This is a genomic window from Rhodoferax ferrireducens, from assembly GCF_031458075.1.
In the GTDB taxonomy this organism is placed as follows: domain Bacteria; phylum Pseudomonadota; class Gammaproteobacteria; order Burkholderiales; family Burkholderiaceae_C; genus Rhodoferax_B; species Rhodoferax_B ferrireducens_A.
This window is the reverse complement of sequence record NZ_JAVDXT010000001.1, coordinates 1,211,124-1,222,696: the sequence shown is the minus strand read 5'-3', so window position 1 is coordinate 1,222,696 and position 11,573 is coordinate 1,211,124. Positions and strand designations below refer to the sequence as shown.

The following is an 11,573-nucleotide window of genomic DNA, read 5'->3' as shown; positions in this document are numbered from 1 at the left end:
CTCATCAAATCCAGATCAGGACTGGGCAGCACCATCGCGCTTGGCTTGCGCTTCGGGCTTGGCGTCCATGGACACGGGTTGCGGGCTGACCAAGGCGCCGGGGCGCACGCGCTGCAGGCCGTTGACCACCAGCTTCTCGCCCGCGGCCAGGCCCTTGCTGACGATGCGCAGGCCGTTCACCGAGCCGCCCAAGGTCACCTCGCGGTAGGCCACAGTGTTGTCGGCACCCAGCACCAGCACAAACTTCTTGTCCTGGTCGGTGCCCACCGCGCGCTCGTTCACCAGCAGGGCCGACTGGGCCTGGGCCTGGCCCATGCGCAGGCGGGCAAACTGGCCGGGCATCAGGCTGCCGTCGGCGTTGTCGAACACCGCGCGGGCCCGCACTGTGCCGCTCTTGGCATCGACCTGGTTGTCGACCAGCTGCAGCCGGCCCTTGAACGGGGTGTCGGTGGTGGCGGCCGTGCCCATTTGCACCGGAATGCTGTCCAGCGCCCGCGTACCGCCCTGGCCGTGCAAGCCCTTGAGGGCGCGGGCGATCACGCCCTCGTCGGCATCGAAGCTGGCGTAGATCGGGCTGATGGAGACCAGCGTGGTCAGCACCGGTGCGCCCGGGCCGGCGGCCACCAGGTTGCCCACGGTGACCTCCAGCTTGCCGACGCGGCCGGACACCGGCGCCCGCACCTGGGTGTAGCCCAGGCTCAGGCGGGTCGACTGCAGTGCGGCCTGGGCGGCGCGCAGATTGGCCTCGGCTTCGCGCAGGCTGTTGACGCGCTCGTCCAGCTCGCGCTGGGCAATCGCGCGCTCGTCCCACAGACGCTTGGAGCGCTCGTGTTCGCTGCTGGCGTGCGACACGCGGGCCTGGGCGGCGGCCACCTGGGCTTCGCTGCGCTCGACTTCGGCCGCATAGGGCGCGGGGTCGATGGTGATCAGCAGGTCGCCCTGCTTGACCAGCGCGCCTTCACGGAAATGCACGGCCTGCACCGCACCGGCAACGCGCGAACGGATGTCGACGCGCTGCACGGCTTCTAGCCGGCCCGAGAACTCGTCCCAGGCGTTGATCTGGCTGGATTCCACGGTAGCCACCGACACAGGAATGGCTTGCGGCGCTGCGGGGGCGGAGCCGGCCTCGGCCGGGGTTTGCATACCGAACACGATGGCCGCCGCAGCCGCGATGGCGGTCAATGAGGCCGCCGTGGTCCAAAGGGCGCTGCGGTAGGTGAAGGAGTTGGAGGATTTGGATGCGGACATGGCGGGCCTTTCAAAGAACAAAAACAAAACAGGAATGCGGCGGCCCACCTGGGCGCCAGAGCGGCCAGGAAGGCGGTGGTTTACAGAGGGTTTAAGCGGTGCAGGTCAACAACGGGGCGCCCCATCCGCGACCGGTTTGGCCGGCTTGGCGGTAGGCTGCGTGGCGTCAAAAAACGCGCGGAACTGCTGCAGCACGGCCGGGCCGCAAGCGCATTCGCTGCTGATCGGTGCGGTCAGCGCGTCGGGCCAGCCCTGGGCCGTCGACAGCAGGCTGTAGGTCACGGCGATGCCGGCAACGCGCAGGCGTTCGGCGTAGGCACGGGCTTCGTCGCGCAACGGGTCGTCGGGGCCGCTGAGCACCAGGGTGGGCGCGATATCCGCCAGGCGGCGGGCGATGCCAGGTACGGCATAAGGGTGCTCGGCGTCCATGGCGCAGCGCAGGTACTGGTGCCAGCCATCGGCATATTTGCAACTGTCGGCGCAGCCAGCCGCCATGCGCTCGGCGGCAGCGGCGCGCAAGGATGCGGTGCCGACGCAGGGGTCGAGCATGGGCGACAGCAGAATCTGCCCAGCCAGCGGCGGATGGCCGCGGTCGCGGGCCATCACCGCCACGGCAGCCGCCAGGTTGCCGCCGGCCTCTTCACCGGCCACAAATACGCGGGCGCCCTGCCCGGCCAGCTTGACCCGGTGCTTGTAAACCCAGGCCAGCACGTCGTAGCCGGTTTCCACACCTTCCGGGAAAGGATGGACCGGCGCCAGCGGATAAGCCACCGACACCACCACCGCACCCGCGCTGGCCAGCAGCCGGGCCACGGTAGCGCCGTTGTCCAGCCCGCCTTTGACAAACGCACCGCCGTGGAAGTGCACCACCAGCGGCGCGGCACCGCCCGGCACGCGCTTGCCGTACATGCGCACATCCACCGCTGGCCGCTGGGCCAGGGCAATGCGGGTGTCGGCTTCTTCAATCGTGGCGGACTTGGGTGTGCTGGAACGGGGTGACATGGTGTGGACCTAGGGAGGTTCGTGTATGTGAAGAAATGTAGTGCGTAGCCGACATTGCATAAAGAGGGGGTTTTAGGACTTCTCTGTTTCTGTTTTGCCAACAATCGAACATCTTTACCATGCGATTATTGGCACACCCCCAGGCTTGCCCGCTTCGCGTGGCCTCCACCCCCCTTGCAGGGGGCAACACCAGCGGCCTGGCACAGCCAGTTCCGCGGTGTTCTGGAATGGCGACGCATGGCGACCCATGCATGGTGAGACGCTACGGCGATAGAAGAAGGAAACGAGGAAAACCTATGGATCAGATACTGACCATGCGCGTGTTTGCAAGGGTGGTGGAGGCAGGCACGTTCACCAAGGCCGCCGATTCGCTGGCCCTGCCCAAGGCCACGGTGACCAAGCAGATCCAGCACCTGGAGGCGCGGCTGCGCGTCAAGCTGCTGAACCGCACCACCCGCCGCGTCACCGTCACGGCCGACGGTGCCGCCTATTACGAACGCACCGCCCGCCTGCTGGCCGACCTGGACGAGCTGGAAGCCAGCATGGGCAATGCGCAGACCAACCCGCAGGGGCGCCTGCGGGTCGACGTGGGCTCGTCCTTGGCCAGCCTGCTGATCATCCCGGCCTTGTCCACCTTCTTCGACCGCTACCCCGACATCCAGCTGGACCTGGGCGTCAGCGACCGGCCGGTGGACCTGATAAGCGACAACGTGGACTGCGTGATCCGCGGCGGCGAGCTGACCGACCAGTCGCTGGTGGCGCGGCGCATCGGCAACCTGCCGATGATCACCGTGGCCTCGCCCGACTACCTGCGCCGCTTCGGCATGCCGACCGACCCGCAGGCCCTGGAGCAGGGCCACCGCATGGTGAACTTCTTCTCGCCGCGTACCGGGCGGATGATGCCGAACGAGTTTGCCAAAGACGGTATGGAATTGGCGCTGGACAGCAGCTACCGCATCGCCGTGAACGAGAGCAATGCCTACATGGCGGCCGCGCTGGCCGGGCTGGGCGTGTCGCAGATGGTCACCTTCATGGCCGTACCGCACCTGGCCGACGGCACGCTGGTGCAGATCCTGCCCGACTGGGCCATACCGTCCATCCCCATCTACGTGGTGTACCCGCCGAACCGCCACCTGAGCGCCAAGGTGCGCTCGTTTGTGGACTGGGCCGCGGATTTGTTCACCAAGCATCCGTATCTGCAGTAAGGCGGTAGCAGCCAAAATTTAGGCCTTTCCGGCCTCTGGCGCTTATTCCATCAGCGCAAATAGCTATCAAATAAGTAGCAAACGCCTACCCAGGTAGCGCCCATGGACCCGCACGAGGCTGCGGCCTGGATGCACGGCCCCCGGTGGCGAAGCACAATGCGCCCCACACTCACCACCCCGTACGGAGGCCCGCCATGCCGCAAGACCCGCTCTCGCACCACCTGACGACCATGGCCTACAACAACGCCTGGGCGAACCACCGGCTGCTGGCGGCCTGCGCGCGCCTGGACCCCGCCGAGTTTGTGGCGCCGCGCAGCGGCTTCTTCCCCTCCATCCGGGCCACGCTCAACCACATCCTGGCAGTGGACTGCTTCTACGTCGACGCCTTCGAGCGCGAGGCGCGCGACGAACCGCCCCACCCGCGCATCGCGGAGTTTTTTGACGTACCGGAGCCCTGCGACAACTGCCAGGCGGTGCAGGCAGCACAGCGTGCCGTCGATGCCAAACTGATCGCCTACTGCCAGACGCTGAACGATGCCAGCCTGTCGCGCGTGGTCACCATCCTGCGCCCCAGCGGGGCCCAGCATGAAACCCGCACCCGCCTGCTGGCCCACGTGTTTGAACACCAGATCCACCACCGCGGCCAGGTGCACGCCATGCTGTCCAGCACCGCCGTGCCACCACCGCAGTTGGATGAATTCTTCTGCACCATGGATGCGCCGCTGCGCCGGCAGGACTTTGCGGAAATGGGCTTGAGCGAAGCCGACATCTGGACCTGACTGCTGCATCGTTGGCGGCGGAAACCTTCTACCAGACGATGGACCTCACCGCATCGGCCTCGATAGACAAGACACGGCATCCTGGCGAGGCAGTGCAGTCGCTCCGGCAAGTCCGGTATGGACTTGCCGGACTCGGTTACTGCACGCTCATTTCGGCCACTGGCGCTTATTCCAGCAGCGCAAGCCGCTATGCATTCAATAGCAATCTACTGCACCGGCTTACGCAGCTGGATTGGAGAAAAACCGGAAACCATCGCGCCCGGCCAGCTTGGCGTTGTACATGGCCTGGTCGGCGTTGATCAGCATCTCCGACGCGGTCTGCCCGTCCTGCGGGAAGCGGCTGATGCCGATACTGGCGGTGACGTGCAAGGTGTGCGACTGGACCCGGATCGGCGCCTTCAGGCCCTGCAGCAGCTTGTCGGCAACGACGGTCAGGTGGTCGTTCGGCGCGGGTGCGCCCAGCAGCACCACGAACTCGTCGCCACCCAGGCGGGCCACGGTATCGACCTCGCGGGTCATCTGCTGCATGCGTTCGGCCATGGTCTTCAGCACCACATCGCCGACATCGTGGCCCAGGCTGTCGTTGATGGACTTGAACGCGTCCAGGTCGATGAACAGCAGGCACACCTGCGAACCATAGCGGCGCGCGTGGGCCAGGGCTTGCTCGAGACGCTCCTGGAACAGCCGGCGGTTCGGCAGGTCGGTCAGCATGTCATGCTGGGCCAGGTGTTCCAGCTCTTCCTGGTTGTCCTGCAGATCGGCCAGTTGCTGGTTGATCTGGTAGTGCATCTGGTGGAAGCTGCGCGCCAGCGTGCCGATCTCGTCCTGCCGTTCCAGGGGCAGTTCGCCGGGCTGCTGGCCGTTGGCAAACCGCTGGGCCGCGCGGGTGATGGCGTCCAGCGGACGGGTCCAGGCGCGCGCCAGCAGCAAGGCCAGCAGCACGCAGGCCAGGCACAGGCCGGCGACGATTTGCAGAATCACCTTGCCCAGTTGTTGCGACTCTTCCAGCACCTGGCCCAGCGGCTGGGCCAGGCCCAGGACCAGCCGGTTCTCGGTCGACGCGACGGCGATCTTCTGCTCAATGAAGGCCGCCACCACCGGATCGGCTGCGTAGCCGTCGGTCTTGGCTTCGAACACCACGTGGTCCTGCTTGCCCTCGACCACGGCCAGGGTGGGCGCAAATTCGTCCTGCACCAGCGTGCGCCGGCCTTTGTCGAAACCAAAGGTCTTGCTGCTGTCGGGGTGGACCAGGATATCGCCCTCGCCGTTCGCCAGAAACAGCTTGAACACCGGCGGCAGATCGGCGGCCAGCAGGGCGAACATGCCGTTCAGGTCGATGTTGACCACCACCACGCCGATGGCCATGCCTTGCACGTCCATCACCGGCATGGCCAGTTGCAGCGTGGGCTGGTCCAACCCCGCCCCGGCATTGCCTTCGTGGTTGATGGTGATGCGCGACAAATAGATGGCGCCGGCCGGCAGCTTGAGGGTTTCGGCCACATAGGGGTAATGGCCTTTTTCCTGCAGGTCGTCGCCGCGCACGCGCAGCGCCACCCGGCCCACGCGGTCGACCCGCACCTGCTCCAGCCCGTGGTCGCTGGCCGAGATCACCCGCAGCTGCAGGTAGGAGGGATGGGCGTCCATCAGCAGTGCCAGCAGCGTGGCCAGCCGCTGGGCTTCGACCTCGTTCGGCTGCTGCAGCACCGACACCACGCTGGGATGGCGGGCCAGCACCTGCAGATTGCGCGAGATTTCCTCGTGGGTCAGCAGGATGCGCCGCGCCAGCACCTGGGTGGATGTCAGCAGCTTGTTCTTGGCCGACGCCACCAGCAGGTCACGGCTGGTCTGGTAGGCATAAAAGCCGGTCAACCCCGCGGCCAGCACCCCTACCAGCGCCAACAGCAGCGCCAGCTTGGCAACGATGCCGAACCTCATGGTGCCAATACCTTGCTGGCACGGTCGCCCGCCAGGATGCGGGCCCAGAGCAGGTTGCGGCGATCTTCGCTGTCCACCGGCTCCAGCCAGAGCAGGCGGTCTTCGGGGCTGTCTTCGGGCGCAGCCGAGGTGGTGTTGTCCAGCCCATGGCGAGTGCGCAGCACCTGGCCGGGTTCGGGCTCCAGCATGTAGTTGATCCAGGCGGCGGCCAGCGTGCGGTTCCTGGCGCCGCGGGTGATGGTCCAGCAGTCCAGCCAGGCCAGCGCGCCTTCCTTGGGAATCACATAGCCCACATCCACCCCGGCCGCCTGCAGCAGCTGCAGCTGCTGGCGGCCGTAGTTGGCAAACATCAGCGAGGCCTTGCGGCTGCGGAACAGGTCGACCGACTCGTCGGGGTCGATATAAAAGCCGGTTACGTTGCGGCGCAAGGCAATCAACTGGTCGACCGCCGCCGGCCAGTCGGCGGCCGACAGCTGGAACGGCTTCTTCAGCCCCAGGGAAATCGCCGCCAGCGAGAAATTATGGGTTCCGCCGTTGTAGGCCACCACCTTGCCCTTGTAGCGCGGGTCCCACAGCGCGCCGATGGATTTGGGCGCCTGCGGGATTTGCTTGCGGTCGTAGATCAGGCCCATCTCGGCATAGGTATAGGGAATCGCGTAGACCGTGCCGCCATGCACCAGGCCGGGAATGCCCCGCAGATCGCGGAACCGGGGTAGCTGCTTGGCCAGATTCGGCACGGCAGCGGTGGGAACCCCCTGCACCAGGCCCATGCGGATATAGCGCTGCAGCTCGGCGGTGTTGACCGCGAACAGGTCGAAATCCTGGCCGTTGTTGTGGCTGACCTTCTGCCACAGGTCCACATCCGAGTAGATGGTGGTGATCTCCACCTTGCACTGGTAGCGCTGCTCGAAGGTCTTGACGATATCGGGGTCCGCATAGCCCACCCAGGCCAGCACCCGCAAGGGCTCGGCAGCATGGGCCACGGCCGCCAGCGGCGATGCAGCAAGCGCCATACAGAAATGCCGACGGTAAAGAAGGGGCCGATTCATGCGAGGGTGTGGGAGCTATCGGTCTAGGTCTGGATCCAGGGCGCAGCTTTTTCGCGCAGATTACACCAGCCAGAAGCCCAAAAGATGCTGCATGAGCCTGACCCCCAGCGGACGAGCCTGCTGTTACATCAATATTTGATAAATGTCACTCACGCGACCGACACGGCACTGCGTATGTGCCAGCAATTCAAAATAACAATGAAATAGTGCTTTGGCGCTTATTCCTCCGGCGCAGGTAGCTATAGTTTCAAGAGTGAACAGCCCGCTGCCGAACATAGTCTATGAACGCCTTGAGTTTGCTAGGCTGGTCGTGGCGGCTGGGGTAGTACAGGTAGAAGCCTGGAAACGTGGGCGAATACGCCTGCAGCACCCGCTGCAAGCGCCCGGCCTGCAGGTAAGGCTGTGCCAGCGACTCAAAGGTGTAAGCCAGGCCCACGCCTTCCAGCGCGGCTTCCAGGTTGAACAGGCTGTCGGTGATGGTCAGGTTGCCCCGGGCCTCGTACTCCACGATCCGGCTGTCCAACTGGAACTCCCATTTGTAGATGGCCCCGGTGCTGGCAAAGCGAAAACGCACGCAGTTGTGCTGCGCCAGGTCGTCGGGGTGCACTGGTGCGGGATGCTGCCGCAGGTAGTCCTTTGATGCCACCACCGCCACGGTGACCGGCCCGCCCAGGGGGATGGCCACCATGTCGCGGGCCAGGCTTTCGCCCATGCGCACACCGGCATCGAAACCCTGCTCCACGATGTCCACAAAGCCCTCGTCGTTGGTCAGCTCAATCTGCACCTGCGGGTGCTCGGCCAGAAAGCCCACCAGCAAGGGCTGCAACACCATGGCGGTAGCAATGCGGGCGGAGTTCAGGCGCAAGGTGCCCGCCGGTCGGCCTTGCAAGGTATTGATTTCCTCGCCCGCCTCGATCACCTGGCCCAGCGCCGGGCCGACCCGCGCCAGGTAGGCCTGACCCGCCTCGGTAAGGCTCACGCTGCGCGTGCTGCGGTGCAGTAGCCGCACACCCAGCCGGGCCTCTAGCTGCCGGATGGACTGGCTCAGGGCCGAGGGCGACACCTCCAGCTCGGCAGCCGCCGCCGTGAAGCCCCGGTGCTCTGCCACCTTCCAGAAAGCCATCAGGCCGTCGAATTGTTTGAGTTGCATGCTTTTAAGCATAGCTTCATAAGGCATGAAGTATTGCGCTATTTTTCTTTTGTATTGCGGTCCCTACAGTGCACCAAACCCCCGATGGAACCCACATGCTGAAAAACCGTTCTTCCCCGCCCACCGCAAGCCTGCTGGCAGCTCTGGGGCTCTGTGCCACCACCTTGTGGCCTGTCCACGCAACCGCCAGCCAGGCGCTGGCACAAAAGTACGCCTGTGTGGCCTGCCACCAGCCCGCCACCAAGACGGTGGGGCCGTCCTGGAAAGACATCCGCGCCAAGTACGACGACGGCACAACTGCAACGCAACTGGCAGCCACCATCAAAGCCGGAAGCACCGGCAAATGGGGTGCCATGCCCATGCCGCCACAGCCCAGCATTCCCGATGCCGACCTGCAGACGCTGGCGCAATGGGTGCTGGACGGCCCCCGCCCCTGATCCACATCCCCCCTTTTTAGAGAACTCCACATGCCCACCCTGCACATCAACGGCCGTGACCTCACTGTCGATACCGACCCCGGCACCCCCATCCTCTGGGCCCTGCGCGACACGCTGGGTATGACCGGCACCAAGTTCGGCTGTGGGGCTGCGCTGTGCGGCGCTTGCACTGTGCATCTGGACGGACAGGCCATCCGCTCGTGCATCACGCCCATCTCCGCCGCCGAGGGCAAAAAAATCAAGACCATCGAGGCCACCACCGATGGCAGCGACCGCGTCGGTGCCGCCGTGCACGCGGCCTGGGTCCAGCATGACGTAGCGCAGTGCGGCTACTGCCAAAGCGGCCAGATCATGAGCGCCACCGCCTTCCTTCAATCGCAGCCCAAGGGCAAGCAACCGACGGCAGCGGAAATCGACGCGGCCATGGCGGGCAACATCTGCCGCTGTGGCACCTATGCCCGTATTCGCGCCGCCGTGGCGGATGCCGCCAAAGCCCTGGCCTGAAGGAATACCCACCATGATGCCCACCCACATCGACCCAACCGAACTGCCCCGCGTGCTGCAACATTTGATGGAACGCTCGAATGCCGACACGACCGCCACCCTGCCCCGGCGCAGCTTCCTGAAGCTGGCGGGCGTAGGTGGTCTGGCGTTGGGGGCCTTCCCCTACCTGGCCAACGCCCAAGCCACGGCCTCGGCCGCAGCCTCCGCGTTAAAGCCCACCCAGTTGCCCTCGGCCTTTGTGCAGATTGCGCCCAATGGCGAAGTCACCGTGACCATCAACCGGCTGGAATTCGGCCAAGGGGTGCAGACCGGCCTGCCGATGATCCTGGCCGAGGAGCTGGATGCCGACTGGAGCCTGGTGCGCAGCAAATGCGGCACCAACGATGCGGCCTACCACGACCCGATGTTCGGCATGCACCTGACCGGCGGCTCCAACTCGATCAAGAACAGCTATACGCAGTACCGCGAACTCGGCGCGCGTGCGCGGGCCATGCTGTTGTCTGCCGCCGCCGCACAATGGAACGTGGATGCCGCCACGCTGCGCACGCAGGCCGGCACGGTGATCGGCCCCGGTGGCCGCAAGGCGGGCTACGGCGCACTGGCCGAAGCCGCCATGGCGCTGCCCGTGCCAGAGAAAGTCACGCTGAAAGACCCCAAGGACTTTCGAATCATCGGCCAGCCCACCACGCGCCTGGATGCGCGCGCCAAGAGCAGCGGGCGACAGGACTTCGGCATCGATGTCAAGCATCCCGGCCAGCTCACCGCCGTAGTGGCGCGCCCACCGGTGTTCGGTGCCCGCCTGGCCTCGGTGGACGACAGCGCGGCACGCGCCGTGAAAGGCGTGCAAGCGGTGTTCCGCATACCGGTCGACCTGGGCGGCGAAGGCGTGGCGGTGGTGGCCGACGGCTACTGGCCTGCCAAGCTGGGGCGCGACGCGCTGAAGCTGCAATGGGATACGTCTGCCGTCGAGAAGGTAGACAGCGAGAAGCAACTGGCGCAGTACCGGGCGCTGGCCCAGCAACCCGGCCCGCGTAAGTTCGATGCCGACCTGTCGGCGCTGGACAAGGCCCCGCACCACATCGAAGCCGAGTTTTTGTTTCCGTACCTGGCCCACGCGCCGATGGAGCCGCTGAACTGCACCGTCCGGCTGGCGGGCGATAGTGCTGAACTGTGGGTGGGCACCCAAAGCGCCGGGCTGGACGCGGCTGCGGCGGCCAAGGCGCTGGGCATCCAACCCGAGCAGGTGAAAGTGCACGTGCAGATGGCAGGCGGCGGCTTTGGTCGGCGCTTTGTGGGCAGCAGCGACTACGTGGTCGAGGCCTGCCAGATCGCCAAGGCTGCGCGCACCGCAGGCCTGAACGTACCTGTGCGCCTGCTGTGGAGCCGCGAGGACGACATCAAGGGCGGTTACTACCGCCCCATGCACCTGCATCGCGCGCACATCGGCTTCGACGCACGCGGCAAGGTGCTGGCCTGGGACCACACCATCGTGGGCCAATCCATCCTGGTGGGAACGGTCTTCGAATCGTTCCAGGTGAAGGATGGCATCGATGCCACCGCCACCGAAGGCATGCGCGATCCGTACGACCTGCCCATGCGCCTGACCGTGCACCACCCCAAGCTGAACGTGCCGGTACTGTGGTGGCGCAGCGTAGGCTCCACGCACACCGCGTTCGTGATGGAGACCCTGCTCGACGATATCGCCCGCAGCACCGGGCAAGACCCGGTGGCCTACCGGATGGCGCTGTTCGGCGACAAGCATCCACGCCACCGCGCGGCCTTGCAACTGGCGGTGGACCGCAGCGGTTATGGCAAGACCACACTGCCCCCAGGCCGCGCCTGGGGCGTGGCGGTGCACGAGTCGTTTGAGACCGTGGTGGCCTACGTGGTCGAGGCCTCGGTCCAGGACGGGCAGCCGGTGCTGCACCGCGCCACTGCGGGCGTGCATTGCAACCTGGCCGTCAACCCGCGCAGCATCGAAGCCCAGATCCAGGGCGCGGCTGTCATGGGCCTGTCGATGTGCCTGCCCGGCGCGGCCATCACGCTGAAGGACGGCGTGGTGGAGCAAAGCAATTTCGGCGACTTCACCGTGCCGCGCATCACCGACATACCCGCGTTCGCGGTGCACATCGTGCCCAGTGCGGAGCCGCCCAAAGGCGTGGGCGAGCCCGGCCTGCCACCCCTGGCACCGGCGTTTGCCAATGCGATTGCGCTGCTCACGGGCAAGCCATTGCGGCAGTTGCCGTTCAACCTCGCCTGAGAAC

Annotated in this window: 10 protein-coding genes; 5 read left to right on the top strand and 5 right to left on the bottom strand. The window is 65.9% G+C overall.

The features are described from left to right. Nucleotides 1-15: 15 nt before the first annotated feature. Nucleotides 16-1,248: an efflux RND transporter periplasmic adaptor subunit gene (locus tag J2X19_RS05805; RefSeq protein WP_310371450.1), complete on the bottom strand. Its 1,233-nt coding sequence runs from the start codon at nt 1,246-1,248 to the stop codon at nt 16-18. Between the two features lie 105 nt (nt 1,249-1,353). Further along, nucleotides 1,354-2,250, bottom strand: a complete 897-nt coding sequence (locus tag J2X19_RS05800) for an alpha/beta hydrolase (protein ID WP_405048592.1) — start codon at nt 2,248-2,250, stop codon at nt 1,354-1,356. Nucleotides 2,251-2,546: 296 nt separating this feature from the next. Here J2X19_RS05800 and J2X19_RS05795 point away from each other — a divergent pair, with 296 nt between their 5' ends. Then, a complete protein-coding gene (locus J2X19_RS05795; protein WP_310371448.1) occupies nt 2,547-3,455 on the top strand; it encodes a LysR family transcriptional regulator in 909 nt (302 codons plus the stop codon). 194 nt (nt 3,456-3,649) lie between these two features. Then, nucleotides 3,650-4,234: a DinB family protein gene (locus J2X19_RS05790; protein WP_310371445.1), complete on the top strand. Its 585-nt coding sequence runs from the start codon at nt 3,650-3,652 to the stop codon at nt 4,232-4,234. A 219-nt stretch (nt 4,235-4,453) separates the two neighbouring features. On the opposite strand, the gene J2X19_RS05785 is transcribed toward J2X19_RS05790, so the two are convergent. From J2X19_RS05785 to J2X19_RS05775, 3 genes are all read right to left on the bottom strand, one after another. After that, nucleotides 4,454-6,169 carry a diguanylate cyclase domain-containing protein gene (locus J2X19_RS05785; RefSeq protein ID WP_310371443.1) on the bottom strand — a complete coding sequence of 572 codons (1,716 nt, stop codon included), beginning with the start codon at nt 6,167-6,169 and terminating at the stop codon, nt 4,454-4,456. Continuing rightward, entirely contained in the window at nt 6,166-7,182 is a 1,017-nt protein-coding gene (locus J2X19_RS05780; protein ID WP_207776254.1) for an extracellular solute-binding protein, read from the bottom strand. The genes J2X19_RS05785 and J2X19_RS05780 overlap by 4 nt, the downstream gene beginning before the upstream one ends. A gap of 283 nt (nt 7,183-7,465) precedes the next feature. Continuing rightward, on the bottom strand, nt 7,466-8,368 hold the full coding sequence (locus J2X19_RS05775) for a LysR family transcriptional regulator (RefSeq protein WP_116604379.1): 903 nt from the start codon (nt 8,366-8,368) through the stop codon (nt 7,466-7,468). Nucleotides 8,369-8,463: 95 nt separating this feature from the next. On the opposite strand from J2X19_RS05775, the gene J2X19_RS05770 reads away from it, so the two are divergent. The 3 genes from J2X19_RS05770 to J2X19_RS05760 are packed head-to-tail and all read left to right on the top strand — an operon-like array spanning nt 8,464 to nt 11,569. After that, nucleotides 8,464-8,805: a c-type cytochrome gene (locus J2X19_RS05770; protein WP_116604380.1), complete on the top strand. Its 342-nt coding sequence runs from the start codon at nt 8,464-8,466 to the stop codon at nt 8,803-8,805. Between the two features lie 30 nt (nt 8,806-8,835). Further along, a complete protein-coding gene (locus J2X19_RS05765; RefSeq protein WP_092758584.1) occupies nt 8,836-9,309 on the top strand; it encodes a (2Fe-2S)-binding protein in 474 nt (157 codons plus the stop codon). A gap of 13 nt (nt 9,310-9,322) precedes the next feature. Then, nucleotides 9,323-11,569, top strand: a complete 2,247-nt coding sequence (locus J2X19_RS05760; protein WP_310371437.1) for a xanthine dehydrogenase family protein molybdopterin-binding subunit — start codon at nt 9,323-9,325, stop codon at nt 11,567-11,569. Nucleotides 11,570-11,573 lie beyond the last annotated feature (4 nt).

What these genes read in the sequence shown, in the direction of transcription:
- J2X19_RS05795 (WP_310371448.1), top strand. Translation starts at nt 2,547, where the DNA reads ATGGATCAGATACTGACCATGCGCGTGTTTGCAAGGGTGGTGGAGGCA.
- J2X19_RS05805 (WP_310371450.1), bottom strand. Translation starts at nt 1,248, where the DNA reads ATGTCCGCATCCAAATCCTCCAACTCCTTCACCTACCGCAGCGCCCTT.
- J2X19_RS05800 (WP_405048592.1), bottom strand. Translation starts at nt 2,250, where the DNA reads ATGTCACCCCGTTCCAGCACACCCAAGTCCGCCACGATTGAAGAAGCC.
- J2X19_RS05775 (WP_116604379.1), bottom strand. Translation starts at nt 8,368, where the DNA reads ATGCAACTCAAACAATTCGACGGCCTGATGGCTTTCTGGAAGGTGGCA.
- J2X19_RS05770 (WP_116604380.1), top strand. Translation starts at nt 8,464, where the DNA reads ATGCTGAAAAACCGTTCTTCCCCGCCCACCGCAAGCCTGCTGGCAGCT.
- J2X19_RS05780 (WP_207776254.1), bottom strand. Translation starts at nt 7,182, where the DNA reads ATGGCGCTTGCTGCATCGCCGCTGGCGGCCGTGGCCCATGCTGCCGAG.
- J2X19_RS05785 (WP_310371443.1), bottom strand. Translation starts at nt 6,169, where the DNA reads ATGAGGTTCGGCATCGTTGCCAAGCTGGCGCTGCTGTTGGCGCTGGTA.
- J2X19_RS05760 (WP_310371437.1), top strand. Translation starts at nt 9,323, where the DNA reads ATGATGCCCACCCACATCGACCCAACCGAACTGCCCCGCGTGCTGCAA.
- J2X19_RS05790 (WP_310371445.1), top strand. Translation starts at nt 3,650, where the DNA reads ATGCCGCAAGACCCGCTCTCGCACCACCTGACGACCATGGCCTACAAC.
- J2X19_RS05765 (WP_092758584.1), top strand. Translation starts at nt 8,836, where the DNA reads ATGCCCACCCTGCACATCAACGGCCGTGACCTCACTGTCGATACCGAC.